Raw genomic sequence first — 25,587 nt, 5'->3', positions numbered from 1 at the left:
GGCAGTTTCTCGCCGCAACGGCCTGATTCGCGCGTCCGCCTGATTCCGCGCGCTCGCCCGCCGTCGCAACGCCGCATCCTCCGCATTCGGATGCTCATTCTGTACAATCTTCTGTACAGAATGTGAAGGAGTCGTGATGCAGGTGACCTCGGTCTCGGATGCGCGGGCGGGCCTCTCGCGCATCATCGGATCGTTTCGCGACGGATCCGATGAGCCGGTGATCATCGGATCTCACCGGCGGCCGCAAGCAGTGCTCCTCCCGTACGACCGCTTTCTCGCGTTGACGGAGGCGGGTCCGGCGAAGATCGGTCTGGATCGGCTGCGCGCACAGCGCGCGCTCATCGAGCGCCTGGCCGCGCTCTCCCATCTGGGCGACGTGCAGGTCTACGGATCCATCGCCCGCGGAGACCAGACCGAGCTCAGCGACGTGGATCTGCTGGTCACGCCGCAAACCGACGCGACACTGTTCGATGTCGCCCAGTTCGAGATCGACATGGAGGCTCTGCTCGGAGTTCCGGTGTCCGTCGTGAGCGCGGCGGCGCTGAATCCTGAGCATGATGCGACGATCCTGCGTGAAGCCGTGCGGTTGTGAATTCCGCCGATCGTGTGGATCGATGGCTCGCCGATCTTCGAGACGCCCTCGCTCGAGCGGCGAACCTCGCTGAGCGCGGTCGAGAGGCCTTCGACGTCGACCCTGCGCTGCCGCTGGCATTCGAAGCGCTCTCGAATCGCATCGGTGATCTCTCGAAGCGGCTCGTGCACGCCGATGAGGCGCGCTTCTCCGATCCCGTCTGGCGTCAGGCAGCGCGCAACCGCGACTTCGTCGTCCATCACTACGACCGCATCGACAGGGATCTGCTCTGGCGCACGGTGACCACGGCCTTTCCCGCACTCGAGGCTCGCGTGCAGGCGGCGATCACGTCTGGGGCGGGAGCCCCTCGGCCGCGGCCGTGATGCGTGCCGCCATGCCCGCGAAGATGAAGCCGTGGAAGGGCAGCACGGCCAACCAGTACAACCGTCCGCCCAGGCCGCGCGGGAAGAACACCGCGCGCTGCTCGTAGCGGGCGCCCCCGCCGTCGGCGATCGCCCGCAGCTCGAGCCACGCCTCGCCCGGCACCTTCATCTCGGCGCGCAGGCGCAGCAGCCCGGCATCCTCTTCCCCTGAATGCGGCTGCGACACCGCCTCGACGCGCCAGAAGTCGATCGCGTCGCCGATGCGCGCCGCCGTGCGGCTGCGTCGACCGCGGCGCAGACCCACGCCGCCGACCAGCCGATCCATCACGCCGCGCACCGCCCAGAGGAACGGTGACGAGTACCAGCCGTTCTCGCCGCCGATCCCGATGATGACGCGCCACAGGTCGTCGACGGATGCCTTCGTCTCGAGCGACCGCGCATCGGTGAAGACCGTCCGTCCCGCCCAGTCGGGGTCGCTCGGCAGCGGATCGCTCGGAGCGCCCGACACCTCGGCATCCTGCCAGCTGGTCTCGATCGTGTCGGAGCCGAGTCGTCCGAGCGCGAGGGCGACCGCCCGGCGATACGGTGTGAGCCCGTCGGCGGGCGGCGGGATGAGCTCGTCGACCGAGCGATCCTTGACGACGCACTCGTTCTGCAGCGAGGCGACGAGCGGTCGCGCGATCGATCGCGGCACGGGCGTCACGAGGTTGACCCAGTGCGACGCGAGCCAGGGCGTCAGCACCGGCAGCGAGGCGATCGCCCGCTGCGGGAGACCGGCCTCGACCGCGTAGCCGTTCATCATCTGCCCGTACCGCAGCACGTCGGGTCCGCCGATGTCGACCGCACGGTTCACGCTCTCGTCGACCCGGGCCGCCCCGAGCAGATAGTGCAGCACGTCGCGCACGGCGATCGGCTGGATGCGGTTGCGCACCCACTTCGGTGCGGGCATGTAGGGCAGCACATCGGTCAGGTGCCGGATCATCTCGAACGACGCCGAGCCCGAGCCGATGACGACGCCGGCCTGGAGAACGAGAGTCGGCACCCCGGAGTGCAGGAACGTCTCGCCGACCTCCACACGAGATCGCAGATGCGGCGACAGCTTCACATCGTCGGGGTGCAGGCCGCCGAGGTACACGAGTCGGTGCACGCCGGCAGAGGCCGCGGCCTCCGCCACCGTCGTCGCGGCGCGATGGTCGCTCTCCTCGAAGCCCTTGCCCGCGGTCATCGAGTGGATCAGGTAGTAGACGACGTCGACGTCGGTCATGGCCTCGGCCACGGCATCCGCGTCGTCGGCCGATCCCTCGACGATCTCGCAGTCGGGACCCCAGAGGAAGGATGCCGCGCGCACGGCGTCGCGAGCCAGGACGCGCACCCGGTAGCCGGCGTTGAGCAGGCGCGGGGTGAGGCGACCGCCGATGTAGCCGGTCGCCCCGAGCACCAGGGCCCGGGGCGCCGTGCCGTCTTCGCGGGGGACGGCGCGCAGCGCTTCTTCGCGTCCGGTGGGCTGGGTGAGCTCGGTCATGGGTCGAGCGTATGCCGGAGGGATGACGCGGTGAAGCGGGTGGCGCACGGGAGGGCGGGCATGTATGGGAGCTGCAGTCAATGCAACTCAGGGGTTGCAGAATCGGAGATGATGTGCAACTCTGTAATTGCAGGTGAGTGGCGATCCGGCCGCTCCGCGAAGAAAGGACGCATCATGGTGAACATGACGGAGAACACCGGTTCCGTGGTCGACGAGGACACCTTCTCGGTCCGGCGCACGATCCGCATCGCGGCATCCATCGACAAGGTCTGGCGCGCGGTCGCCGAGCCGGAGCACATCTCGCGCTGGTTCGGGCGCACCGTGCTCGACGGCACGGGCGTCGGGGCGACCGGCACGATGACGTTCCCCGACTACGACGTCATCCCCCTGCGGATCGAGGCCCGCGACGAGCCGCACCTCATCAGCTACCGCTGGAACAACGACGACGCGCTCGGCGATCTCCCGGATGCGGTCGACGAGGGCACCTCGACCGTCTTCACCTTCACGCTCGACGAGATCGACGGCGGCACGCAGCTCACCGTGGTCGAGAGCGGCTTCGAGCGCACCTCCGCACCTCTGGAGAACCTCGAGAGCCACCGCACCGGCTGGGATCTGGAGCTCGACAAGATGGTCGCGCTGGTGGAATCCGAAGCAGTCGAGAGCGACGCATGACCACCGGAACGCTGATCCCGATGTTCTCGGCGCTCGCCGACGAGACGCGGTGGAGCATCCTGACGGCTCTCGGCGAGGGCGATGCCTCGGCATCCGCTCTCGCCGGGCGCCTGCCGGTCAGCCGTCAGGCCATCGCCAAGCACCTCGCGGTGCTCCAAGAGGTCGGGCTGGTCGAGCCCGTTCCGGTCGGTCGCGAGCTGCGGTACCGCGTGATCGGCACCGAGCTCGCCGCCACCGCGGCGAAGCTCGACGCGATCGGGCGCGAGTGGGACCGTCGCCTCGCCGCGATCAAGGAGATCGCCGAAGGTCTCTGACCGCCGACGTCTCCGAGCTCGGGGCGAGCGGGGCGCTCATGGAAAGATGGGCGCGATGGACGACCCGAGCGACGAGACGGTCACGGCCGCGCGACCCGGCCCGGATGCCGCGGCCCGCCGCGCGCGCATCGCCGTCTCCGCCCTGTTCCTGACGAACGGTGCCCTGTTCGCCAACATCCTGCCGCGCTACCCCGAGATCAAGGCGGCGCTCGGACTCGACAACACCGCCTACGGACTGTCGATCGCTGCGCTCCCGGCCGGGGCGATCGTCGCGGGCCTCGCCGCCGCCGTGCTGATCCGTCGCTTCGGCTCCGCGCGCCTCGCCGTGTTCGGCACCGCGCTGACGAGCGTCGGCTACCTGCTCGCCGGGCTCTCGCCGGCGGCCCTCCTGTTCGCGGGAGCCCTCTTCCTGACCGGCGCCTGCGATGCGATCACCGACGTCGCGCAGAACGCCCACGGCCTGCGCGTGCAGCGCCGATACGGCCGCTCGATCATCAACTCCTTCCACGCGATCTGGTCGATCGGCGCCGTGCTCGGCGGTGCGATGGCCGCGGTCGCGATCGCGACCGGGCTGCCCGTCGGCATCCATCTCGCGATCTCCACCACGGTGTTCGCCGCCGTCGCCATCGGTGCGCTGCGCTTCTGCCTACCGGGGCGCGACGACGAGGCCGGGGAGGATGTCGTCGCGGAAGGCGCCGAGGTCCGCCAGGCCGCGCGGCGCGGACCGGGGCCGCGCACCATCCTCGTGCTCGCGGCCCTCACCCTCATCGCGATGGCCGGGGCGGTGGGCGAGGATGCCGGCAACTCCTGGGCGACGCTGTACCTCGCGGACTCGCTCGGCGCGGCCGCCGCGATCGCTCCGCTCGGCTTCATCGCGCTCATGCTCGCCCAGTTCATCGGCCGCATCCTCGGGGACGGGTTGACCGACCGGTTCGGCCAGCGCCTCGTCGCCGGTGCCGGTGGGCTGATCGCCGCGGTGGGCATGGGGCTCGCGCTCGCCTTCCCCAGCGTGCCGGGGACGATCCTCGGATTCGCCGCCCTCGGCTTCGGCATCGCGACGCTGATCCCCGCGGCCATGCACGCCGCCGACGAGCTGCCGGGGCTGCCACAGGGAGTCGGACTCACCGTGCTGTCGTGGCTCCTGCGCGTCGGATTCCTGCTGTCGCCGCCGTTCGTCGGCTTCATCGCCGACAACGAGAGCCTGCGCGCGGGTCTCCTCATCGCCCCCGTGGCCGGGCTCGTGGCCATCCTGCTCTGCGGTGCGCTCGAGAAGCGGCGCCCACGCTCCGACTGAGCGCGGGCGGGCCTTCTCCGCCCGCCGCGCCGCCGCCTTGCGCAAGGGTGGACGGGCAATCGTTACGTATACGTATTCAGTGGGAATACATTCCCAGAAAATAGGCTTCCCTAAGTTGACTGCATACGTATACCATCACCCATATGGGACTCAACAAGCATCGGGCATTGCCGGTTCTCGCACTCGCAGCCGTGGGCATCGTCGCCCTCACCAGCTGCGGCGCGGGCTCCCGCACCGACAACGAAAACTCGACGACAGTGTCATGTGACTACAAGGCACCCGAAGGCAAGACGACGGTCAACGTCCTCGCCTACAACTCCTCGGCGATCGACCCCTTCACCGACACGATGGTGTCGAGCTGCACGACCAAGGACGTCACGCTCAAGCACGACCCGATCGACTTCGGCGGACAGGTCACCAAGACCACGGCCACCCTCGCGGGCGACACCGGCACCTACGACATCATCGAGACGTACGGCTTCGTCATCCCCGGCTTCGGCGAGGAGGAGAAGCTCGTCCCGCTGAACGACCTCTGGGACAAGTACGCCGGCGACTACGGCCTCGACGAGATCAGCAAGTCCATGGTCGAGGGCATGTCGTACGACGGCGAGATCTACGCGATCCCGATGCAGGCCCAGATGTTCGTGATGGCGTACCGCACCGACGTCTTCGAGGACCTCGGCCTCGAGGTCCCCACCACCTTCGACGAGATGATCGACGCCGCCGAGGCCATCAAGGGCGCCGGGCTCATGGACTACCCGATCGCGCTGCCCTGGCTCGCGACCGCCGACGTCACCACCGGCTTCGAGGGCGCGATGAACTCCCTCGGCGCCGACTTCGTCACCAAGGACGGCGAGGTCACGCTCGACACTCCCGAGGCCAAGCAGGCTGTCGAGGCGATGCTCTCGCTGAAGCCCTACATGGACCCGCAGGTGACGACCTTCGACCAGCCCAAGGTGCAGCAGCAGATGTTCAACGGGACGGCGGCCATGTCGATCATGTTCTCCGGCCGCATGTTCGACCTGACGCTTCCGGCCAACTCCAAGCTGTCCGACTCGTTCGGCTTCGCGGGTGCGCCGAAGGTCACCGACGACGCGCAGTACTCGTACAACCGCCTCTCGATCGACGGCTGGTCCATCCCGTTCAACACGAAGCTCGACCATGACATGCTGTTCAACATGATGGCGTCCGCGGTGAGCGAAGACGCCTCCAAGGCATCCGTCCCCGCGGCCTACCCGGCCCGCGAGGGAATGGTGACGGAGAAGAACTCTCCCTACGGTGCTGCGGCCAACGACTCGATCGCGAGTGCGATGCCGCCCATCGTGTCGCCGGTCATCGCCGACATCACGAACGAGATCCGTCCGATCCTGGTCTCGATCCTCAACGGCCAGGTGTCCGTCGACGACGGACTCGCCCAGATGCAGGCCGCCGGCGAGAAGGTCGCCGGCTGACCACGGACCGACGTCCATGACTGTGGCCTGAGCGCGAGTTCAGGCCACAGTCCGTCCAAGGGAGGACGCACATGAAGGCACGCGAATTCTGGCTGCTCTTCGCTCCGAGCCTGCTGGTGATGGGCGCACTCCTCGTGCTCCCCCTGGTGCGCACGGTGCAGTGGAGCTTCGAACAGGTCCGTTACGGCACACCGGGCACGTTCGTCGGGTTGGAGAACTTCACCGACGCTCTGACCGATCCCCGGTTCCACAAGGCGGTGCTCTTCACGGTGGCCGTCACGGTCGTCACCACCGCCATCCTGCTGGTGTTCGGGTACATCATCGCCACCGGCATCAACCGCATCACCACATCCCGCCCGCTGGTCCTCGGCATCATGCTCGTCTCGTACGTGCTGCCGAACCTCGTCGGCGCCGTCGCGTTCTCGTGGCTCTTCGACGACAACTTCGGCGGAGTCGTGAACCGGCTGATCGGCTTCTTCGGCGGATCGCAGGTGCTCTGGTTCACCGACCAGGTCCCGAACGCGATCCTCGTCATCGCGAACACGGTGTGGCACATGCTGCCGTTCGCGATGCTCATCATCCTCGCGGGCCTCCAGGGCGTACCCAACGAGCTGAAGGAGGCCGCCAAGATCGACGGCGCCAACGGCTTCCAGACGCACATCAACGTGATCATCCCGACCATCCGCGGCGTGCTCGGCTTCGTGACGCTGATCACGATCATGGACGTGCTGCGCATGTTCGACAACCTGATCCCGCTGTCGCCGCAGGCGCAGAACATCGGGAACGAGTCGATCATGCTCTACGTCTACTCGGTGGCGTTCGCCGACGGGGCCGAGAACCTCGGCCTCGGCAGTGCGATCAACGTGCTCACCATCCTCCTGATCCTCATCATGCTGATCCCGTTCATCCGGGGCATCTTCAAGGAAGCGAAGGCCGAACGATGAGTCTCACCTCCGCAGAGCTCTCGACGAGGGCCATCGTCACCAAGGGCGCACCGAAGCGCAAGCGACGCGGTCAGAACCGCCCGCCGTACATCACCGGTCTGCTGCTCGGCATCCTCTGCGTTGTCGTGCTGAGCCCGTTCATCTGGATGACGCTGTCGGTGACCAAGCCCACCGACGTCGCCTTCTCCAACCCGCCGGTGCTCTGGGACTACCAGCCGACGCTGCAGGCGTTCGTCGACCTGTGGCAGACGACCTACTTCGCGGACTACCTCGTGAACACCGTGGTCGTCGCCATCGTGTCGACCGTGATCGCGCTGGTCATCGGCATCCCGGCGGCCTATGCGCTGTCGCGGTTCCCGAGCTACGTCTCGGCCATCCTGCTGGTGCTCGCGCTGATCTTCCGTGCGCTGCCGCGGTTCGCGGTCGTGCTGCCGATGTACGACATCAGCCGCGCGCTGGGCATCTACGACACCACGTTCGCGCTCGCGATCGCCCTGGTCGCGATCAACCAGCCGTTCACGATCTGGCTGCTGCGCAACTTCTTCGCCGAGATCCCCAAGGAGCTCGACGAGGCGGCCATGATCGACGGCTGCACGAGGATCGGGATGCTGCGTCGGGTCATGATCCCGCTGATGGGCCCCGGCATCCTCACCGCCGGCATCTTCGTGTTCCTGTTCGCGTTCCAGGAGTACCTCACCGCCCTCGTGCTCACCGACACCTCGTCGAAGACGGTGCCGGTGTTCATCGCCACGCAGCTCGGGCAGACCCTGCCGATGCTGCAACAGGCGGGAGCCGCGTCGATGCTCCTCACGATCCCGGTGTTCGTGATCGCGTTCATCGCCCAGAAGTATCTCGTCGCGGGACTCAGCGACGGCGCCGTCAAGGGCTGACGTGTCGTCGCTGGTCCTGCTCGCCGGCATGAACTGCACCGCCGATCTGTGGGCGGATGCCGGACTCGACGGGGCGATCCAGCCGGCGCTGGATCGCCCCTCCATCCCCGACCAGGTCGAGGCGCTGCTGGCGGAGCTGCCGGAGCGCTTCGTGCTCGTCGGGCATTCGCTCGGGGCGATCGTCGCGATGTCGCTCGCGCTCGCGGCTCCCGGGCGGGTGGCCGGTCTGTGCCTGGTCTCGACCAACGCGAAGGCGCCAACGGATGCGCAGCGCGACGGCTGGCGGGAGTGGCTCGCCGCGCTCGACGCCGGAACGGATGCTCGTGAGCTGCAGTCGCGCATTCTGCCGGCACTGCTCGGTGCTGCGGCGGTGCGCACCCGCCCCGACCTGGTCGAGCGGGCGCTCGCGATGGGCACGGCGACGGGTGCTGTACGGTTGCGCGCCCAATTGGAGCTGCAGTTCGACCGTGGCGATCTGCTCGCACGGCTGCCTGCGCTGCGGGTTCCGACGCTCGTCGTGTCGGGGCTCGACGACGCGATCTGCCCGCCGCACTTCCACACCGAGATCGTGACGCGGATGCCCGACGCCCGGCTCGTCACCCTCGACGCCGGGCACCTGCTGCCGCTCGAGCGCGGGGAGGCCTTCGGTGCGCTGCTGCGTTCGTGGCAGGGTCAGCTGGCGGATGCCGGGGCCCGCGCGTTCTGAAGGAGATCTCGCGGAATGAAGGGCGGATGCCGCGAAAGCACCCTGCATTCCGGGAGATCTCCTTCATCGCGCGTGAGCGGATGCCGACGCCTCAGCGCGCCGGCGAGGCCAGGTCGCGCAGGTGCTGCATGAGGGATGAGGCCAGGTTGTAGATCACGAGGTCGGCGCCGCCGGCGAAGGACGTTTCGGCCGCAGCGCGAGTGCCGACGATGTCCATCCGCAGCGAACCCGCCGCAGCCAGGGCGCCGTGCACCGCGGCGATGGCGTCGGCCAGCGGCAGGTCGTCGGGGCCGGAACTCGCGGCCAGGTCGGCAGGGCCCACCAGGATGCCGTCGAGGCGCGGCGTCGCGACGATGCCCTCGACGTTCCGCACACCGCCCGGCGACTCGATCATGCCGAGCACCAGGGTGTTCTCGAGCCACCGGTCGAGGTGCTCGGCGGGCGGCGTCTCGCCGAAGCGACCCGCACGGCTGTAAGTCGCGAAGCCACGAGTGCCGACCGGCGGATACAGCGAGGCGTCGACGAGAGCGGCGGCGTCGGCGGCGGTGTCGAGGTGCGGCGCGAGGATGCCCTCGGCACCCTGGTCGAGCACGCGCAGGATCTGGCCGCGGTCGTTCTCGCCGACCCGCACGATCACGGGCACGCCGTGCGCGGCCGCGAGGGCGATGTGGTTCCGCAGCGCCGTGATGTCGGCGGGGCCGTGCTCGCAGTCGATCAGCACGAAGTCGAACTCCGCGACCGCGAGCATCTCGACGAGCTCCTCCGACGGCATCCGCAGCAGAGCGCCGAGCAGTTTCTCGCCCGCTCGTGCGCGCGCCCGCAGCGACGAAGCCATCAGGCGACCATGCCTGCGGACAGGTCGACGTCGGCCCCGCACATGCCCGGCATCGCCAGCATCGCGAGGACCGCGGCGCCGACCTCTTCCTCGGTGACCATGCGTCCGAGCGCGGCGCGCGAGACGAACACCTGCTCGGCGTCGTCGACCGTGGTGCCGGATCGTTCGGCCTCGAGGCGGAAGTTCCGCTCCATCCGGGGCCCCTGCACCGGGCCGGGCGAGAGCGAATTCACCCGCACGCCGGCGGGGCCGACCTCGAAAGCGAGGGTCGAGGTGAGTCCGATCACGGCCATCTTCGACGCGCAGTACGGGGTGCGGTGTGCGAGCGGGCGCTTGCCCGATACCGACGCGATGTTGATGACATCGCCGTCGCCGCGCGCGATCATGCCGGGGAGCAGCGCCTTGCAGAGCAGGTAGGTTCCGCGCACGTTCACGGCGAACACCTCGTCCCAGTCGTCGACGCCGATGTTGGTGAGTGCCGCGACCGGACCGGGGATGCCGGCGTTGTTCACCAGGATCGACACCTCGGTGTCCCCGAGCGCTTCACGCAGAGCTTCGACGGATGCTGCGTCCGACACGTCGCACGCGAGCTCGCGTGCCCGCGAACCGAGAGCGGATGCCGTGGCGGCGAGCTTCGTCTCGTCGCGGCCGACCAGCACGACGTCGGCGCCGGCGGCGTGCAGCGAGTGGGCGATGGCCGCCCCGAGCCCGCTGCCGCCGCCGGTCACCACGGCTGTGCGCCCCGTGAGGTCGGTCATCGCGCTGCCGCGACGGCCTTGTGGCTGTCTTCGATCCAGTCGAACTCCGTGCCGGCATGGCGCCAGGCGCGGGCGTCGCCGGAGCGGGCGTGACCCTCGAAGAGCTCGACGCGGGCGGCGCGGCCGCACACGGCGCCGAGCTCGGCCGACGACTCCGTGTTCTGCACCTCCTGGTACGTGACCGTGCGCAGGTACTTGCCGACCCAGAGGCCGCCGGTGTACCGGGCAGCGCCGAGCGTCGGCAGCACGTGGTTGGTGCCGATGACCTTGTCGCCGTACGAGACGCAGGTGTTCTCGCCGAGGAACAGCGCGCCGTAGTCGTGCATCTTCGTGAGGGCCTCGCGGGGGTTCTCGGTGAAGATCTGCACGTGCTCGAAGGCGAAGTCGTCGGCGATGCGGTAGGCCTCGTCGAGGTCGTCGGCGACGATGACCTGGCCCCAGTCGCGCCACGCGGGCCCGGCGTAGTCGCGGGTCGGCATACCGGGGAGGATCTTCTCGATCCAGTCCATGACCTCTTCCGCGAGCGTCTGCGAGGTCGTCACGAGCACCGCGGGGGAGTCGGGCCCGTGCTCGGCCTGGGAGAGCAGGTCGACGGCCGTGAAGAAGGGGTCGGCGTGCTCGTCGGCGACGATGAGGATCTCGGTGGGCCCGGCGAACAGGTCGATGCCGACCTCACCGAACAGCTGACGCTTGGCCTCGGCGACGTAGGCGTTCCCGGGGCCGGCGATCATGTTGACCGGCTCGATCGTCTCGGTGCCGACGGCCATCGCGGCCACGGCCTGCACGCCGCCGAGGAGGTAGATCTCGTCGGCGCCCGCCATCTTCATGGCGGCGACCGTGGCGGCGGGGATCTCGCCGCGGATCGGCGGGGTGCACGCGACGACGCGAGGGACGCCCGCGACCTTCGCGGTGATGATCGTCATGTGCGCGGATGCCGTGAGCGGGTACTTTCCGCCGGGGATGTACGCACCGGCCGCCTGCACGGGGACGTGCTTCTGGCCCAGGAAGACGCCGGGGAGGGTCTCGACCTCGATGTCGGCGAGGGAGTCGCGCTGCGCCTGGGCGAAGCGGCGGACCTGCGTCTGCACGAACTCGATGTCCTGGATGACCTGCGGCGAGAGCGTGCCGATGATCTGCTCGATCTCGGCATCCGACAGCCGGTAGGACTCCGGGCTCCAGTTGTCGAACTGCTCGGCATACCGCCGGACGGCGGCGTCGCCGTTCTCGCGGATGTCGCCGATGATCCCGCGGACCCGTTCGGCGACGTCCTGCTGTGCGGTGTCCGCGAACGTCTTCGTCGGCGCGGACTTCAGATGCAGGGGCATGGCCCATCCTTTCGTTGCATACGTATGCTCTGATTATGACCGCGTATGCACGGACGCGTCAAGGCGCTAGAATTTCCCCGCGTTGAGGGGGAGGCATCACATGGTCGTCACGAGTCGCGATGTCGCGCGGTTGGCAGGGGTGTCGCAACCCACGGTCTCGCGGGCCCTGCGCGACGACTCCCGGGTGTCGGAGGCGACCAAGGTGCGCGTGCGCGAGGCGGCCCAGTTGCTCGGCTACGTCCCCAGCGAAGCGGGGCGCGCGCTGTCGTCGGGGCGCACCCGGCGCATCGGACTGCTGCTGACCGACCTCGACAACCAGTTCTACTCGCACATCATCGCGCCCGTGCACCGGGAGCTCGAAGCCCTCGGGTATCAGCTCATGCTGCACACCGAGACCGCCGACAACGACACGATCGTCGAGCGTCTGCTGGCGAACGGGCTCGACGGCCTGATCCTCGCCACCACGACGGTGGAGTCCGCGGCACCGCTGCGTCTCAAGGACCGCGGCCTGCCGTTCGTGTACTTCAACCGGATCGGATCGCTGATCGAGGCGGATGCCACGGTGGTCGATCCGGTCGTCGGATACAAGCAGGCGGTCGATCGCGCCGTCGAGCTGGGGCACCGTCGCATCGGGGCCGTGCTCGGCCCCACGAACACGAGCACGGCGCAGGCACGCGAATCCGCGCTGCGCGACGCGGTCCTCTCGCACGGGCTCACGCTCGCCGAGGCGGACACGCGCAAGGTCGCCCGGTTCAGCGCCGACGAGGGCGAGGCGGCGGCGGCGTCGCTCCTGAGCGCGCCCGATCGCCCGACCGTGCTCTTCTGCGGCAACGACGTGGTCGCCTACGGCGTGCTGAACGCCGCACACCGCGCGGGACTCCGCGTGCCCGAGGATCTCTCGGTCGTCGGCTTCGACGATCTGCCCGAGGCCGCCTGGCCCATCGTGGATCTCGCCACGGTCCGCTACGACATCATCGGGATGGCCGAGGCCGCGGCCGACCTCATCGTGCGCCGCATCGAGAACCGCGAGGCCCCGATCGAGAACGTACGCTTCGCGTCGTCGTTCGTGCCCCGTCGCACGCTCGCCGCCGCGCAGGCCGGCTGACGCGGCATCCGCCTCTGACACCCGTGTGTCAGGAAAGTCTCTCTTGCACTCGTTTGTGCATACGCATACACTGACGAAGGAAGCCCGCGATCACCGACGAAACGCGGACTCATCTTCTAAGGAGTGAAACAGCGTGCCTCTCGATCCGGTCGCCTATCTGCCGTACAAGGACCCCGATGACTTCATCCGTGAGGTCACCGACCTGATCTGGGTCGATCGGTCGATCCACTACATCCGCGAGAACTACGAGCCCGACTCGATCGTGCACGGCGGTCTCGGCACCTCCTCGAACCGCGACGAGGTCATCGAGGGTTCGCTCATGCGCATCTCGGCGACCCCCGACCGCACCGGGCAGGCCGAAGACGTCATCTGGGAGGCGCGCGGCGATGACGCGTTCCTCAGCTCGCACCTCGTGCTCTCCGGTCACCTGCAGACCTCCGAGTTCAGCCGCACGATCGCCAACTGCCTCTACCGGCGCGGCCGCATGGTCGAGGAGTGGGTCGTCCGCGACACTCTCGCGGGGCCCCTCGCACGCGGCGAGGACCTCGACGAGGTCGCCAGCGCGCAGACCTTCCGCGGCTTCTCCGGATCCTGGAACGAGCCGGCACCCGCCGACCCCATCGCGAAGGGCGACTCCGGAGAGCGCCCCGACGAGTACCGCGCCGAGGTCGAGAAGGTCATCGACCTGATCAAGACCGTCTGGAACGACCGCGATCTGCAGAAGGTCGAGAAGTTCTTCGAGCGCGACCTCGTGCTCCTGACAGTCGGCAACCGCCTCGTCATCCGTCCGGAGGGCTACCGTCGCGCACTGCTGCGCTTCCTCGAGTCGTTCCCCGGCGGTCAGTTCGAGATCCGCGACATCCAGACCAACTACGACGTGCGGTACGCGGGTCTCCGCGTGGCCGTCGTGTGGAAGTTCGTCGGCGACTACAACGGTGTCCCGAACTACGGACCGCTCACGGGCAAGCCGGTCGACGTGCTGGGCATCTCGCAGTTCACCTTCCACAACGGCGCCCTCGTGAAAGAGGTCCGTCTGTGGGACGACATCGCGCTTCGCGCGCAGATCCAAGGCCAGCGAGGCGACGAGCCCGTCGCCTTCGCCAACATCTACTGATCACCAGCTGATCGACACGCTTGGAACGAGGAGAAGAAGAAATGAGCAACGCCATCGTCGACGCGACCGACGTCATCGTCGACGCCAACGAGATCGAACGCCGGACCATCCGTCGCTCCGACTGGGTGCCGTGCAACTCGGCGTTCATCGACTGCCGCACCCCGGGCTCCGACCGCAAGGAGAACTACTCCTTCATCGGCGCCGGAGTCTCGCAGAACGCGAGCCAGTACGTGAACCTCGAGGTCAACCACGGGTTCAACACCGGTGCGGCCGGCATGCCGAACGGCATCTCGAACAACCTGCACCTGCACTTCACGGCCGAGGTGTTCATCAACCTCGGCGGCGAGTTCCGCCTCCGCTGGGGCGTGGACGGCAAGCAGGGCGAGTACATCAGCCATGACGGCGACATCGTCACCATCCCGACCTGGATCTTCCGCGGCTTCACGAACGAGGGGCCGGACGACGGCATCCTCTACACCGTGCTCGGACGCGACGACAACGGCGGCATCATCTGGGGCCCTTCGGTCCTGCGCGAGGCCGAGTCCTACGGGCTCCACCTCACGGCCGACAACAAGCTGATCGACACGGTCGCCGGCGACGTGCTCCCCGACGACGTGCCCCTCATCACCCCTATGAAGCAGCACTACATCGACGAGCTGACGACCTACACGGTCGAGGACATGCGCTCGCGCGTCATCCAGCCCGGCGACCGGAAGTACTCGTCCGCGGCGCTGCTGACCTCGGCCGTCGAGGGCGGCCGCGTCGAGCTCGCCACCGTGATCGGCTACGGCATGTCGGAGAACCGCCGTCAGGTGCCGAACGTGACCGAGCCGCACTCGTTCAACCTCGCGTGGGTCAAGGCCGAGGCCGGCCAGGGCGTGCTGCGTCACCGCCACGACAAGACGCAGGCGCTGCTGTTCAAGACCGGCCGCTGGGAGGTCACCCTCAACGGCGACCCGTCGACGACCGTGAACCTCGGCGCCGGAGACACCTTCTCCGTTCCTGAGGGGGCCTGGCGCTCGTACGTGTGCGTCGAGGGCGACGAGACCGGGTCCGGCACGGTGCTCGTGATCAACGGCGGCGACGACCGCGTCTACCTTGAGTGGGCACCGGAGGTCGTCGAGGCGGCAGCCGCGGCCGACTGGACGATCGATCCCAACGGCTACCTCGCTCCGCTCGGAGTGATGGTCACCGCGACCGAAGACGACTGAGACCGACGAAGCGCGAGGGGCCGACGGCTCCTCGCGCTTCGGCGTCTCCGAGGGGAAGATGAGTGTCATGCCTGCTGCTGTCGATGAACTGCGCGTCGCCGCACTGTCGCCCGAGATCGTGATCGGCGACGTCGACGCGAACCTCGAACGCATCCGAGAGGCGATCATCGCCGCGGGGCGTCGCGATGCGCGTCTGATCGTGCTCCCCGAGCTCGCCACGAGCGGATACGTCTTCGAAGATCGTGCCGAGGCCGAGAAGACGGCGCTCACCGCCGACGATGCGCGGTGGGATGCCGTTCGCGAGGTGATCCCTGCGGATGCCGTGGTGGTGGTCGGCTACGCCGAGGCCGCGGGCTCGCAGCTGTTCAACACCGCGGCCGTGCTGACACGCGATGCGCGGCTGGCCGACTACCGCAAGTCCCACCTCTGGGGTGCCGAGAAGCTCGTCTTCGACGTCGGCGCCGAGGCCGGACTCGTCGTAGACACCTCGTTCGGACGCCTCGGTGTCGCGATCTGCTACGACAACGAGTTCCCCGAGGTGCCGCGCCGTCTGGCGCTCGCCGGAGCCGACGTGCTGGCGCTGCCGGTCAACTGGCCCCTGGTGCCGCGGCCCGAGGGCGAGCACGCCCCCGAGCTGATCCAGGCGATGGCATCCGCCCGCTCCTCCCGACTGCCGGTGGTCGTCGCCGACCGCTGGGGCTCCGAGCGAGGGGTGGACTGGACCGACGGCACCGCGATCATCGACGAGCAGGGGTGGATCGTCTCGTTCCGTGCGGTGATGGGCGCGACCGCCGTGCTCTCGCTCGCCGCCGTGCGCGAGAAGTCGCTGCCGCCGCACAACCACCTGTTCGACGACCGGCGGGGCGACCTGTACTGAGTCCGGTTGGGTGGCCTCTCCTGATTCCGATTGGGTCCCTGAGCTTGTCGAAGGGTTCAGTCGAGCGGCGTGCGGCCTTCATGCTCGGGCAGCCTTTCGCGCAGCATCCGCTCCGCCAGCTCCGCGAGCCGCTGGGTAGCCGGCGACAGCAGCATCCCCTCGCGCTTCACCAGCGCGATCGTGTCGTGCATCGGCTCGGCGAAGGGGAAGGTGCGGATGCCGGTGGCGAAGCCCTCGGCCTCGGTGATCGACCGCGACACGATGGTGTCGGCGGCCCCCGCGGCGACGAGGCTCAGCGCGGTCTCGACGTTCTCGACCTCGACCGCGGGCTCGATCGACAGGCCGCGCAGCCGTGCGCGCTCGAGCAGCTGGCGCCGGGTCGGATCGTCCCACCCGGCGAAGGCGTCGTAGAGCACGAGCTTGGCTGCTGCGACCTCGTCGATCGTGACGGGCCCGGCGTCGGCCGGGCGGGTGGCCGAGGCGTAGAGCACCTCGTCGCGGAAGAGCGGGCGCACCTCCAGTCCGTCTTCGTCGACGGGCAACACGAGCAGGCCGGCCTCGAGTTCTCCGCTCGCGATCGATCGGGCGACGTGCGCGGAGTTGATGCCCACGAGGCGCAGCCGCACGTTCGGATGCCGGTGGTGGAAGGTCTCGGCGAGGTCGGCGAGCGCGTAGTACGCCGCGTTGCGGAGCACCCCGAAGGTGCAGGTGCCGCGATCGAGAGAGGTCAGCGCCTGGATCGTGTCTATGCCGTTCTGCACCGCGCTCACCGCCTGGGTCGCGTGCGGGCGCAGTTCGAGCGCGGCCGCCGTGGGCACGAGTCGTCGGCTGCCACGCGTGAACAGGGTGACGCCGAGCTCGCGTTCCAGGCGGGCGACGAGCTCCGACACCGAGGCCTGCGTCATCGACAGATTCGCCGCGGCGGCGGTGAAGGAACCGTGCTCCAGAGCGGCGAGGAAGGCGGTCAGCTGGGTGATGGTCACACCCAATGGTAAACCCGATGCAATACCTCGGACCATCAGGCTTGTCGGATGGATGGGATCGATCTAGCCTTCCACCATGCGTTACTCCTCACCCGTGCTCGCCCGCCTCGACGGCGCGTTCCACCACCTCAAGACCCCGCTCATCGACGCACCGGCCGCCCAGCGCGATCCCGCCGTGATCGAGACCGTGACGAACATGCTCGCCGACATCCGCGAGCGCGGTCTCGATGCCGTGCTCGACTACGCGCGCAAGCTCGACAACTACCAGGGCACCGACATCGAGCTCACCGCCGAGCAGATCGCGACGAGCGGTGACCGCCTCGCCCCCGACCTCCGCGCCGCCATCGAGCTCGGCGCGGCGCGCACCCAGGCGTTCGCGAAGGAGTCGCGCGCGCACCTGAGCGACTTCGAGACCGAGCTGGTCCCCGGCATCGTGACCGGCGCGAAGTACATCCCGGTGTCCCGCGTCGGCGCGTACCTGCCCGCCGGGCGCTTCCCGCTCACTGCGAGCGCGTTCATGACGGTCGGCGTCGCGAAGGCCGCCGGCGTCCCGACCGTGATCGCGTGCACGCCCCCGCAGCCCGACGGCAACGCGAACGACGCCGTCGTCTACGCCGCGCACCTCTCGGGTGTCGACCGCGTGTTCGTGATCGGCGGCGTGCAGGCGCTCGCCGCCATGGCGTACGGCCTGCTCGGCGAACTGCCCGTCGACATGCTCGTGGGCGCCGGCAACGCGTTCGTCGCCGAGGCGAAGCGTCAGCTCTTCGGCACCGTCGCGATCGACCTGCTCGCCGGCCCCAGCGAGGTCGCCGTGATCTCCGACGAGACCGCCGACCCCGAGATCGTCGCCGCCGACCTGCTGGGTCAGGCGGAGCACGGCCCGAACTCCCCGGCCGCCCTCGTCACGACATCCGAAGACCATGGCCGCGCAGTGATCGCCGCCGTGGAGCGTCAGCTCGAGACGCTGGCCACCGCCGAGATCTGCGGTCCGGCGTGGCGCGACTACGGCGTCGTCACCGTCGCGAAGGACCGTGAGACCGCCGCCGCCCTCATGGACGACCTCGCGCCGGAGCACCTCGAACTCATCACGGCCGACGACGACTGGTACCACGAGAACCTCCGCAACTACGGCTCGCTGTTCATCGGGCCGTGGAGCACGGTCGCCTACTCCGACAAGGGCATGGCGGGCACGAACCATGTGCTGCCGACCGCCGGTGGTGCCAAGCACAGCGCCGGTCTGTCGGTCTCGCGCTTCCTCAAGCCCCTGACCTACCAGCGCATCGCGCGCGAGGCGACGCCCGAGCTCGCGAACGCCGTGCAGGTCATCTCCGACTCCGAGGGCATGGCCGCGCACAGCGCGACCGCGACCATGAGGCTCGCCACCTACGAGTGAGCCCGCGTTTCCGAAGTGCCCGTCGCCGAGAGGCGGCGGGCCGTTCGTCGTTCTCGGCCCGCGGTGGGCAACACGCGGCACGGAGCGAGCGGTCGTCACCTCAGGGTGAGGTGAGGGACGCGAGGTAGGTCTGCACGAGGTGTCGGAAGCGCTCCGGCTCCTCCAGATGGGGCATGTGGCTCGAGTGCGGAAGCACGGCACCGCGGACCCGGGGGATGCGCTCCAGGAACGGACGGACCGTCTCCGGAGTCGCCTCGTCGTATCGGCCGGTGATGACGAGGGTCGGCGCGGCGATGGAGTGCAGACGATCGATGACGCTCCAGTCGCGGAGCGAGCCGGTCACGTGGAACTCCGACGGGCCGTTCATGGTGTGGTACACCGTCGGGTCGGCATCGATCGCCGCGAGCGTCGCCTCGAGTTCGGCCGGCCAGGGATCGGTCCGGCACACGTGGCGTCGATAGTAGACGTGCATCGCCTCGACGTACTCCGGACTGTCGGTCGTGCCCGCGGCCTCGTGGGAGACCAGCGTGCGCTGCACGTCTTCGGGGAGTGCGGACCGCAACTCCTCGGCGGCGCGCATCCAGAGCGGCATGGATGCCGGTGAGTTCGCGATGATCAGGCCCTTGAGGCCTGCCGGTCGACGAACGGCGTGCTCTGCCGCGAGGATCCCTCCCCAGGACTGCCCCAACAGGACGTGGTTCTCGCGGATCCCCAACTCGTCGAGCAGCTGGTCGAGCTCGTCGAGGAAGCGGTTCACGGTCCACGACGACGACGGCGCGTCCGGCAGATGCGACGATCGTCCGCTCCCCACCTGGTCGTACAGGACCACGGCACGCCCCGGAGCGGCGAGCTCTTCGAGAGGCAGCAGATAGTCGTGCGTCGCGCCCGGTCCGCCGTGCAGCACGACCAGCGTCGGCTGATCTCCGATCTCTCCGGTCACCCGGTACCAGGTGTGCTCGTCACCTCGGGTGAGGAGACCTTCTCTGCGCTGTCGCGTCAACGGCATCGTGTCGTCCATCGTCATCTCATTCCCCCCACATCGGCGGATGCCGCTGGGCCCACCCGATCTGCTCCTCCAGCTGCGCCGCCACGCTGAGCAGCATCGGATCGGATCCGATCGTCGCCCCCGTGAGCTGCACGCCGAGCGGGAGTCCGTCGGCCGTCACATGACTCGGTATCGAGATCGCCGGAAGGCCGCTCAAATTCTGCGCCGGGGTGTAGGCCGACCACTCGAGCATCCGATACGGCGCATCCCCGCTCTGCCCGCGGTGGAAAGAGCCGAGCGGAACCGCGAACCCGGCCGAGACGGGGGAGACGGCGAGGTCGTACGGCGCCAGCTTCGCGAGGAACCGGTCGGCGAAGGCGGCGAGTGCCGTCGTGGACTTCACGAAGTCCGCGGCTCCGAGCCGATCGCCGCGCTGCTTCATCCACCGGGTGTCCTCCTCCAGTGCTTGTGCGTGCGCGGGCGGAAGGCCGGCGAGCAGTCCGGACACGACGCCTCCGATGTAGTCGAAGAACGCCTGCACGAGATCCGTATCCCAGGGCGCCGGGTTGGCGACCTCGACGACCTCGTGTCCGAGACCCTCGAGCATCAGGGCGATCCGATCGACCGCTGCGGTGTTCTCGGGATGGACAGCGCCGAAACCGCTGTCGGTCCAGACGGCGACACGGAGGCGGCGTGTCGCTCGGCGACGGGATGCCGCGACGAAGGACGCCGGCGCAGCGAGCTCGTGGAGCCCCCGGGGCGTTCTGACCGCCATCGCATCCAGCAGCAGTGCCGCGTCCTCCACGTTGCGCGCGAGCGGTCCGTCGGTGCTGAAGCCGAAGAACGACGAGGCGGGGGCTGCGCTCACCACGCCCCGGCTCGGCTTCACGCCGACCAGGCCGCACACCGCCGCGGGGGTCCGGATCGATCCCGCCCCGTCGCTGCCGTGCCCCACGGGAATGAGCCCGGCGGCGACCGCTGCGGCGGCCCCGCCGCTCGATCCGCTGGCCGAGCGACCGAGATCGTAGGGAGTGACCGCGGGGCGGCCGACGACGGTCGTGTCGGTGTAACAGGGGATGCCGAGCTCGGGCGCGTGCGTCGTGCCGAGCGTGACCGCCCCGGCGGCCCGGATGAGTCCGACCGCCTCGGCATCGTGCTCGGCCGTCACGGCGGGGAGAACCGCGCTGCCGTTGGTCACCGGTACTCCGGCGATGGGCTGCAGATCTTTGAAGGCGATGGGCAGCCCTTGCAGCGGCCGGTGCGCGTCGTCCCCGCGCGCGAACCGGCGATCGGCTTCCGCGGCCTCGCGCAGGGCGAGGTCCGGTGTCGTCACGACGAAGGCGCCCAGCCGCTCGCCCAGCCGATCGATGCGATCGAGATAGTGCTCCGTGAGCTCGACCGCGCTCACGGAGCGGTCGCGGAGCGCCGCGCACTGCTCGACCGCCGTGAGGTCGTGCAGGACCGTGGCCGTGGACGCGCTCATCGATCCGCCGTCCACTGCGCCGACTGCAGACCGGCGAGTTCGACGAGATCGCCGAGCGCGACGTTGTAGTCGACCACGTGCAGTCCCAGGGCGGAGGTGCTGCTCCCGACAGGGAACAGGGAGCCACCCCCGTCGACCTGCAGCCAGCTGGCTGTGCCGGCGGCATCCGTCTGCGTTCTGCACTGGCCGGTGAGCGTGGCCTCTCGGCGCACGAACCCCGCCGGTCTGTTCTCGAGCGCGAACCCGGAGAGCACGACAGAGAGGTGACCGTTCGGCAGCACGACCGTGCCTTCGAGCAGACGATTGGTCGGCAGGTAGGCGTCCAGAGGCGTTGCGGCGCCCGCGGCGACTCCGGCGATCAGGGTCGCCGGGTTGACGCAGAGGATGCGATGCCCGGCGTCGACGCTGCGTCCGAACTCGGCATCGGCGGCGGGAGCGGAGCTCCCGGCCATCGCGTAGCTCGAGTACCCCACCAGGCATCCGGTGGGCATCGATGCCGCGACCGAGGTGCGCGTGCAGACCGGCATCCCCGGGATCGTCTCGTGATCGGCCGGCCCGGTGCCGTCCGCTACCTGCACGTCGCCGCCGAGCAGGTAGGCGGCGATGAGCTGCTCGCGGGGAGCCGAGCCCGCGTCGAACTCCTCCTGCAGCAGCGTGACGAGGTCCGCCGTGCCCTGGGAGTGGCCGAGCAGGATGACACCGCGCCGCTGACCCGTCACCGGGTCGATGTTGTCGTTCTCCCAGTAGTCCGCCCACGCACCGGCGACGTCCATCGCACCGGTCGTGTAGTCGGCGTCGGTGCCGGTGAGCACACCTCCGACGAGGCTGAGCAGCGGCGCCTGACGGTACACCGGCACGAAGAGTCGGCAGGTGCTCGCGAACCGACCCACCTGCGTGAGCGTGACGGCGAGGTGGGTGTCCTGCGGCTGCGGGGGAAGCGATCCGATCTGCAGCACCGGGTTGGGCGTGAGGTCGACGGTCGGATAGACGGAGAAGCAGTCGACGGCGGGGGCTGCCGGGCGCGGAAACGACTCGTGCGTGGGCGTGCTGGTCACGTTGATCGCGTCGAGCGTGACATCCGCACCGCTGCCCAGGTAGCGGGCGGTGAACTCCGTCCCCGCGGCTCCCCGCTGCGGCGAGCCCACGGCATCCTGATTGCAGGGGTTGGCGGGGGCGCCAGGACGACACAGCCACACGGTGTCGGCGAGGGGCGCGGCCACGATCCCCGCCACGGAGGAGGACTCCTCGACGGGAGCCGGTGTCGCCGCGGCCCGGTCGGCGATGACCCCGGTGGCGATGACGGCGAGCGCGGTCACCACCGCCGCCATCCCGCGCCGCGCATGCACCCGCGACGCGCTCAACGGACGCCTCGGATCGGCTGGATCGCGAGCGCGCCCAGCAGACTGAACGCCGCAGCGCCGATGAACAGCGCCGTGTAGTTGCCGCCGGAGCCGATCGCGAGGAAGAGGGGAGCGATCGCGGGTGCGACCATCTGCGGCACCGCGTTGGCGATGTTGAAGACGCCGAGATCCTTGGCGGCGGTGGCGCCGCCGTTCGGGAGGACCTGGGCGACCAGCGCGAGGTCGACGGCCAGGTAGGTGCCGAGCGCGAGTCCGCCGATCACGATGCCGACGAGGAAGGTCTCCCAGGTCTGCGCCGTGGCCACGACGATCATGGCCACGCCGTACAGCGCCGCGGAGCCGAGCACGAAGATCTTGCGACGACGCAGCCGGTCGGAGAGCCAGCCGCAGCCGACCGAGCTGACGACCACGGCGGCGGTCAGCACGAGGGTCGACTGGAGGACGAGCCCCGGGATCGCTGCGGCATCGAAACCGAGCTGATCGGAGAGGTAGTACACCTGGTAGGTCTGCAGGATCGCGAAGCCCGTCATCATCAGGAACCGTCCGAGCCAGGCCCAGCCGAACGCACGGTGCCGCAGCGGGTTCACCCAGAAGCTGCGCGCGAAGGCGCGGAAGTCGTAGCGGCTGCGGTCGGCAGGATCCAGCCGGCGGTCGCGGAGAACCAGGGACAGTGCGATCACGGTGGCGGCCGCGAGCGCTCCGGGGACGAGGAACATCAGCGCCACCGAGGTGCCGACGAGCTGGACGAGGAAGACGCCGGTGACGACGCCCACGGCCTGGCACATGCCGACGAGGCCGGAGACCTTGCCCCGCTGCAGCTCGGGGACATGGTCGATGAGCAGTGCGGCGAGCGCGGCGTTGAGGGCGCTGAAGCCCAGCTGCGTGATGCACCAGCCGAGGAGCATCATCGGGATGGACGCGCTCATCGAGAGGATGACGAGCCCGATGAGCCCGACGAGCAGTCCGCCCAAGAGCCAGGGTCGGCGCATGCCCCAGCGGCTCGTGGTGCGGTCGCTGAGCTGGCCGAAGAAGGGGCCGGAGAGCAGAGCGACCACGGCGGCGACGCCGAGGACGAGCGACAGGCTCGCCGGGGCGTTCTCGGGGTCGAGCTGCTGGATGCGCAGAGCGAGGGTGACCGAGAGCGGAGCGAGGGTCGCGACCGCGACCCCGAGCACGGCGGCGACGAACGCCGTGATGAAGCCCGCGCTCGCAGGGGGAGCGGTGCGCGGCGGTGCGGGATCCTGTGCGGTGGCGATCGGGCCGTCAGCGTTGGTCGTCATATCTGAACCTCCTCATGGGGTCGTGCCGGATGGTGAGTGAACCTTACTAACAACTCAGTAAAAAACGCTAGCGAAACTGACAACTCGTTCAGATACGGATACGATCGCACCGTGCCCCCGCAGACTCGACGCATCGCCACGTCCGCCCGGGGCGCCCGCCGCAAGGAGCAGATCGTGAGTGCGGCGCTCGAGCTCTTCGCGAGCGGCGGCTACCGCGGCACCGGCATCACCGAGGTTGCCGACCAGGTCGGCATCACGGAACCCGCCGTCCTCTACCACTTCGGAACGAAGGTCGGACTGCTGCGCGCCGTGGTCGAGCAGCACGCCGGCGTCAGTCGCTCCTTCGCCGCCGACGTCGCCGAACTCGGCGGACTCGCAGGACTCCGCGAGATCCCCGGGTTCACGCGGCGCAGCATCGAGGAGCCCGCGCTGATCAAGCTCTTCGCCGTGCTCCTCGCCGAGAACTTCGAATCCGATGCGCCGGCGCACGAATTCTTCGTGGACCACTACCGCGCGCTCCGCGTCAGTGTCGCAGCCCTCATCGAGGCCGGTCAGGAGCGCGGCGAGATCCGCAGCGATGTGGACCCGACGCTGAAGGCGATCGAGATCCTCGGCGCCCTCGACGGCATCGCGAACCAGTGGCTGCTCGACCCCGACGGGGTCGACTTCGCCGCGTGCATCGACTCCTACGTCACCGCACTGGAGCGCGACCTGACCCGCTGAGTGCGTGTGATTCCGTCAGGAATGGTTGGGACCGTGTTGCGATGACACGGGATCTCGTTCGTCAGGCGGTTTCCGGGCTGGTTGGAATAACTCTGTCGTGACTCTTTCCAGACGCGGCGCGTCGCGGGGTGATCTGGGACAAGATCGTACTGCGCAGCGTCTCGCCTGACGTTGCTGGGTGGAGCTCAAGCTCGCGCGCAGGAAGGAACCCGGACCCGTACCGTGAGATGGCCTCGAATCTTCCGATCTATCGACAACGTGGCGGCAAGTGTCGACGCGACGCGCGACTCCGCCGACCGCACATCGGCGAAGGTCGATCAGCTTCTCCGCGAGCTCCAGGTTGAACGGCGCGACATTCAGCGGCGCAGGTGGTGGAGCGTAGGCGTGGGATCCGCCCTCGCCCTCACGGCGGCGGCATCGGGAGGGGGGCTTCTGCTCGCTTCGACTCCGCAAACTCCACCAGTCATTAGCCCCACGGGTCGCATCGGCGTCGTTTCGGCGGGTGTCTTGCCCGAATCCGTTACCCAGGTGGATGCCGACTTCAGCGCTGCGAGCGAAGAGCGAGGCACTTTCAGTATTGCAGTTTCGGTATATCCGAGCCCAGCGCAGAATCTTCTCACCTCAAGTTACAGGCCCACTTTCGGATTCTTCTTCTGCGGAGAGTTGCGTGAAGGTCTGACTCTCAGCGAGATCAATCAGGGTCCACAACCGACCCCGACCGCAGCTAACTCGACTGTGGTGGACTCAATTGTTGGCGACCATGCTGAGTGCGACTATCTCGAGGTCACCGGCGTAACGAACCAGGTCGTGCTTCACGGTTCGACTGACACGGCATTCGCGTCAAGGGAGGGCTCGCGGATCCTGTACGCAATTCCTGGCGTTGTTGCACCATCTCTGCCCGAGCAAATCGACACCTCGACGGCGCTTCCGCTTCCCCCCGAGACAGACATCACCGTTTCTTTGAGTGATGTACCAACGGATTTGCAGGTCTCGCAATCAATGCCGCAGATCCCGGCAGACGGTCAACTTTCGTGGACATCGACCCTGGGCTCGGCATTGCCGCCAACTGAGTATCGCCTCTCCGGCGTCCTGGAGACTCGACAGGCGAGTGCGAGTGTAGCTCTCTTTACTGCGGGCGCGCTTGTGGGGGTCGCAGGCGCCGCTGTCCTTTGGGTGATGGAGACCGTCGTCGGGATTGTCAGGAAGCAGAGACCAAACTCGCCGAGTGAGTCGTGATGGCTGGGCAGCCTGATCCACGACTTGACTTCGACTCGAGTCCGCTCGCCGGTACCACTTTTGACGGCGTCGACAGGCGCCACCTCGTAGCTGTATCGTCGCCCGAAGCTGCCGCGCACGCAGGCCCCGCCGGTCGCAATCGCAAGAGTCACGAATTTGTTTTGTCGCCGT

At 68.7% G+C, this 25,587-nt stretch carries 25 protein-coding genes; 16 read left to right on the top strand and 9 right to left on the bottom strand.

Annotated elements, in window-relative coordinates; translation table 11 throughout:
- Positions 1-136: 136 nt before the first annotated feature.
- On the top strand, positions 137-592 hold the full coding sequence (locus ABS642_RS13125) for a nucleotidyltransferase domain-containing protein (protein ID WP_350350418.1): 456 nt from the start codon (positions 137-139) through the stop codon (positions 590-592).
- On the top strand, positions 589-954 hold the full coding sequence (locus tag ABS642_RS13120; RefSeq protein WP_350350417.1) for a HepT-like ribonuclease domain-containing protein: 366 nt from the start codon (positions 589-591) through the stop codon (positions 952-954). Before ABS642_RS13125 ends, ABS642_RS13120 begins: the two co-directional genes overlap by 4 nt.
- Here the strand turns inward: ABS642_RS13120 and ABS642_RS13115 are convergent.
- The gene (locus ABS642_RS13115; protein WP_350350416.1) at positions 917-2,476 is read right to left on the bottom strand and encodes an SDR family oxidoreductase; all 1,560 of its coding nucleotides are present in this window, start codon (positions 2,474-2,476) and stop codon (positions 917-919) included. The two genes, ABS642_RS13120 and ABS642_RS13115, sit on opposite strands and share 38 nt — an antisense overlap.
- Positions 2,477-2,650: 174 nt before the next feature.
- Between ABS642_RS13115 and ABS642_RS13110 the strand changes: the two genes are divergently transcribed.
- The 7 genes from ABS642_RS13110 to ABS642_RS13080 all read left to right on the top strand — a co-directional run bounded on the left by ABS642_RS13110 (position 2,651) and on the right by ABS642_RS13080 (position 8,747).
- A complete protein-coding gene (locus ABS642_RS13110; protein WP_350350415.1) occupies positions 2,651-3,148 on the top strand; it encodes an SRPBCC family protein in 498 nt (165 codons plus the stop codon).
- Positions 3,145-3,462: a metalloregulator ArsR/SmtB family transcription factor gene (locus ABS642_RS13105; RefSeq protein ID WP_282215018.1), complete on the top strand. Its 318-nt coding sequence runs from the start codon at positions 3,145-3,147 to the stop codon at positions 3,460-3,462. Before ABS642_RS13110 ends, ABS642_RS13105 begins: the two co-directional genes overlap by 4 nt.
- Before the next feature lie 55 nt (positions 3,463-3,517).
- Positions 3,518-4,756: an MFS transporter gene (locus ABS642_RS13100; RefSeq protein WP_350350414.1), complete on the top strand. Its 1,239-nt coding sequence runs from the start codon at positions 3,518-3,520 to the stop codon at positions 4,754-4,756.
- Positions 4,757-4,899: 143 nt separating this feature from the next.
- A complete protein-coding gene (locus ABS642_RS13095; protein WP_350350413.1) occupies positions 4,900-6,207 on the top strand; it encodes an extracellular solute-binding protein in 1,308 nt (435 codons plus the stop codon).
- A 71-nt stretch (positions 6,208-6,278) separates the two neighbouring features.
- Positions 6,279-7,151: a sugar ABC transporter permease gene (locus ABS642_RS13090; RefSeq protein WP_116636121.1), complete on the top strand. Its 873-nt coding sequence runs from the start codon at positions 6,279-6,281 to the stop codon at positions 7,149-7,151.
- Positions 7,148-8,041 carry a carbohydrate ABC transporter permease gene (locus ABS642_RS13085; protein ID WP_282215015.1) on the top strand — a complete coding sequence of 298 codons (894 nt, stop codon included), beginning with the start codon at positions 7,148-7,150 and terminating at the stop codon, positions 8,039-8,041. Before ABS642_RS13090 ends, ABS642_RS13085 begins: the two co-directional genes overlap by 4 nt.
- Before the next feature lies 1 nt (position 8,042).
- On the top strand, positions 8,043-8,747 hold the full coding sequence (locus ABS642_RS13080) for an alpha/beta fold hydrolase (RefSeq protein ID WP_350350412.1): 705 nt from the start codon (positions 8,043-8,045) through the stop codon (positions 8,745-8,747).
- A gap of 91 nt (positions 8,748-8,838) precedes the next feature.
- On the opposite strand, the gene ABS642_RS13075 is transcribed toward ABS642_RS13080, so the two are convergent.
- Genes ABS642_RS13075 through hisD (ABS642_RS13065) form a run of 3 tightly spaced genes read right to left on the bottom strand, consistent with a single transcriptional unit; the run spans position 8,839 to position 11,665 of the window.
- Positions 8,839-9,582, bottom strand: coding sequence for an aldolase/citrate lyase family protein (locus ABS642_RS13075; protein ID WP_350350411.1), 744 nt, complete (start codon positions 9,580-9,582; stop codon positions 8,839-8,841).
- Positions 9,582-10,340 (bottom strand): SDR family oxidoreductase, encoded by a 759-nt coding sequence (locus ABS642_RS13070; protein ID WP_350350410.1) that lies wholly within the window; start codon positions 10,338-10,340, stop codon positions 9,582-9,584. The genes ABS642_RS13075 and ABS642_RS13070 overlap by 1 nt, the downstream gene beginning before the upstream one ends.
- Complete coding sequence (gene hisD / locus ABS642_RS13065) at positions 10,337-11,665, bottom strand: histidinol dehydrogenase (protein ID WP_350350409.1); 1,329 nt, start codon at positions 11,663-11,665, stop codon at positions 10,337-10,339. Before hisD (ABS642_RS13065) ends, ABS642_RS13070 begins: the two co-directional genes overlap by 4 nt.
- A gap of 100 nt (positions 11,666-11,765) precedes the next feature.
- On the opposite strand from hisD (ABS642_RS13065), the gene ABS642_RS13060 reads away from it, so the two are divergent.
- The 4 genes from ABS642_RS13060 (at position 11,766) to ABS642_RS13045 (ending at position 15,972) form a co-directional block, all read left to right on the top strand.
- Complete coding sequence (locus tag ABS642_RS13060) at positions 11,766-12,770, top strand: LacI family DNA-binding transcriptional regulator (protein WP_350350408.1); 1,005 nt, start codon at positions 11,766-11,768, stop codon at positions 12,768-12,770.
- Positions 12,771-12,903: 133 nt separating this feature from the next.
- Positions 12,904-13,884: an ester cyclase gene (locus tag ABS642_RS13055; RefSeq protein WP_282215009.1), complete on the top strand. Its 981-nt coding sequence runs from the start codon at positions 12,904-12,906 to the stop codon at positions 13,882-13,884.
- A 41-nt stretch (positions 13,885-13,925) separates the two neighbouring features.
- Complete coding sequence (locus tag ABS642_RS13050; RefSeq protein WP_350350407.1) at positions 13,926-15,095, top strand: hypothetical protein; 1,170 nt, start codon at positions 13,926-13,928, stop codon at positions 15,093-15,095.
- 67 nt (positions 15,096-15,162) lie between these two features.
- Complete coding sequence (locus ABS642_RS13045; RefSeq protein WP_350350406.1) at positions 15,163-15,972, top strand: nitrilase-related carbon-nitrogen hydrolase; 810 nt, start codon at positions 15,163-15,165, stop codon at positions 15,970-15,972.
- A gap of 56 nt (positions 15,973-16,028) precedes the next feature.
- Here the strand turns inward: ABS642_RS13045 and ABS642_RS13040 are convergent, their stop codons facing one another.
- On the bottom strand, positions 16,029-16,955 hold the full coding sequence (locus ABS642_RS13040) for a LysR family transcriptional regulator (RefSeq protein WP_282215006.1): 927 nt from the start codon (positions 16,953-16,955) through the stop codon (positions 16,029-16,031).
- A 76-nt stretch (positions 16,956-17,031) separates the two neighbouring features.
- On the opposite strand from ABS642_RS13040, the gene hisD (ABS642_RS13035) reads away from it, so the two are divergent.
- Positions 17,032-18,348 (top strand): histidinol dehydrogenase, encoded by a 1,317-nt coding sequence (gene hisD / locus ABS642_RS13035; protein WP_350350405.1) that lies wholly within the window; start codon positions 17,032-17,034, stop codon positions 18,346-18,348.
- A gap of 100 nt (positions 18,349-18,448) precedes the next feature.
- Here the strand turns inward: hisD (ABS642_RS13035) and ABS642_RS13030 are convergent, their stop codons facing one another.
- From ABS642_RS13030 to ABS642_RS13015, 4 genes are read right to left on the bottom strand one after another with little or no spacing between them, the layout of a single operon-like run.
- Positions 18,449-19,366: a proline iminopeptidase-family hydrolase gene (locus ABS642_RS13030; protein WP_350350404.1), complete on the bottom strand. Its 918-nt coding sequence runs from the start codon at positions 19,364-19,366 to the stop codon at positions 18,449-18,451.
- 7 nt (positions 19,367-19,373) lie between these two features.
- On the bottom strand, positions 19,374-20,816 hold the full coding sequence (locus ABS642_RS13025; protein WP_350350403.1) for an amidase: 1,443 nt from the start codon (positions 20,814-20,816) through the stop codon (positions 19,374-19,376).
- Positions 20,813-22,177 (bottom strand): DUF3089 domain-containing protein, encoded by a 1,365-nt coding sequence (locus ABS642_RS13020; protein ID WP_350350402.1) that lies wholly within the window; start codon positions 22,175-22,177, stop codon positions 20,813-20,815. Before ABS642_RS13020 ends, ABS642_RS13025 begins: the two co-directional genes overlap by 4 nt.
- Positions 22,174-23,457, bottom strand: a complete 1,284-nt coding sequence (locus tag ABS642_RS13015) for an MFS transporter (protein WP_350350401.1) — start codon at positions 23,455-23,457, stop codon at positions 22,174-22,176. Before ABS642_RS13015 ends, ABS642_RS13020 begins: the two co-directional genes overlap by 4 nt.
- A gap of 111 nt (positions 23,458-23,568) precedes the next feature.
- On the opposite strand from ABS642_RS13015, the gene ABS642_RS13010 reads away from it, so the two are divergent.
- On the top strand, positions 23,569-24,180 hold the full coding sequence (locus ABS642_RS13010) for a TetR/AcrR family transcriptional regulator (protein ID WP_350350400.1): 612 nt from the start codon (positions 23,569-23,571) through the stop codon (positions 24,178-24,180).
- Between the two features lie 507 nt (positions 24,181-24,687).
- The gene (locus tag ABS642_RS13005) at positions 24,688-25,416 is read left to right on the top strand and encodes a hypothetical protein (protein ID WP_350350399.1); all 729 of its coding nucleotides are present in this window, start codon (positions 24,688-24,690) and stop codon (positions 25,414-25,416) included.
- Positions 25,417-25,587 lie beyond the last annotated feature (171 nt).

The sequence above is a fragment of the Microbacterium sp. A8/3-1 genome (assembly GCF_040267695.1).
GTDB lineage: Bacteria > Actinomycetota > Actinomycetes > Actinomycetales > Microbacteriaceae > Microbacterium > Microbacterium luteolum.
The sequence above is the reverse complement of the archived record's forward strand: the minus strand, read 5'-3'. Positions and strand labels throughout refer to the sequence as shown.

Excerpts from the sequence above, each read along its gene's own strand:
- ABS642_RS13095 (WP_350350413.1), top strand. The coding sequence starts at position 4,900 with ATGGGACTCAACAAGCATCGGGCATTGCCGGTTCTCGCACTCGCAGCC.
- ABS642_RS13100 (WP_350350414.1), top strand. The coding sequence starts at position 3,518 with ATGGACGACCCGAGCGACGAGACGGTCACGGCCGCGCGACCCGGCCCG.
- ABS642_RS13110 (WP_350350415.1), top strand. The coding sequence starts at position 2,651 with ATGGTGAACATGACGGAGAACACCGGTTCCGTGGTCGACGAGGACACC.
- ABS642_RS13125 (WP_350350418.1), top strand. The coding sequence starts at position 137 with ATGCAGGTGACCTCGGTCTCGGATGCGCGGGCGGGCCTCTCGCGCATC.
- ABS642_RS13090 (WP_116636121.1), top strand. The coding sequence starts at position 6,279 with ATGAAGGCACGCGAATTCTGGCTGCTCTTCGCTCCGAGCCTGCTGGTG.
- ABS642_RS13085 (WP_282215015.1), top strand. The coding sequence starts at position 7,148 with ATGAGTCTCACCTCCGCAGAGCTCTCGACGAGGGCCATCGTCACCAAG.
- ABS642_RS13050 (WP_350350407.1), top strand. The coding sequence starts at position 13,926 with ATGAGCAACGCCATCGTCGACGCGACCGACGTCATCGTCGACGCCAAC.
- ABS642_RS13015 (WP_350350401.1), bottom strand. The coding sequence starts at position 23,457 with ATGACGACCAACGCTGACGGCCCGATCGCCACCGCACAGGATCCCGCA.
- ABS642_RS13060 (WP_350350408.1), top strand. The coding sequence starts at position 11,766 with ATGGTCGTCACGAGTCGCGATGTCGCGCGGTTGGCAGGGGTGTCGCAA.
- ABS642_RS13070 (WP_350350410.1), bottom strand. The coding sequence starts at position 10,340 with ATGACCGACCTCACGGGGCGCACAGCCGTGGTGACCGGCGGCGGCAGC.
- ABS642_RS13075 (WP_350350411.1), bottom strand. The coding sequence starts at position 9,582 with ATGGCTTCGTCGCTGCGGGCGCGCGCACGAGCGGGCGAGAAACTGCTC.
- ABS642_RS13045 (WP_350350406.1), top strand. The coding sequence starts at position 15,163 with ATGCCTGCTGCTGTCGATGAACTGCGCGTCGCCGCACTGTCGCCCGAG.
- hisD (WP_350350405.1), top strand. The coding sequence starts at position 17,032 with ATGCGTTACTCCTCACCCGTGCTCGCCCGCCTCGACGGCGCGTTCCAC.
- ABS642_RS13105 (WP_282215018.1), top strand. The coding sequence starts at position 3,145 with ATGACCACCGGAACGCTGATCCCGATGTTCTCGGCGCTCGCCGACGAG.
- ABS642_RS13115 (WP_350350416.1), bottom strand. The coding sequence starts at position 2,476 with ATGACCGAGCTCACCCAGCCCACCGGACGCGAAGAAGCGCTGCGCGCC.
- ABS642_RS13025 (WP_350350403.1), bottom strand. The coding sequence starts at position 20,816 with ATGAGCGCGTCCACGGCCACGGTCCTGCACGACCTCACGGCGGTCGAG.
- ABS642_RS13030 (WP_350350404.1), bottom strand. The coding sequence starts at position 19,366 with ATGGACGACACGATGCCGTTGACGCGACAGCGCAGAGAAGGTCTCCTC.
- hisD (WP_350350409.1), bottom strand. The coding sequence starts at position 11,665 with ATGCCCCTGCATCTGAAGTCCGCGCCGACGAAGACGTTCGCGGACACC.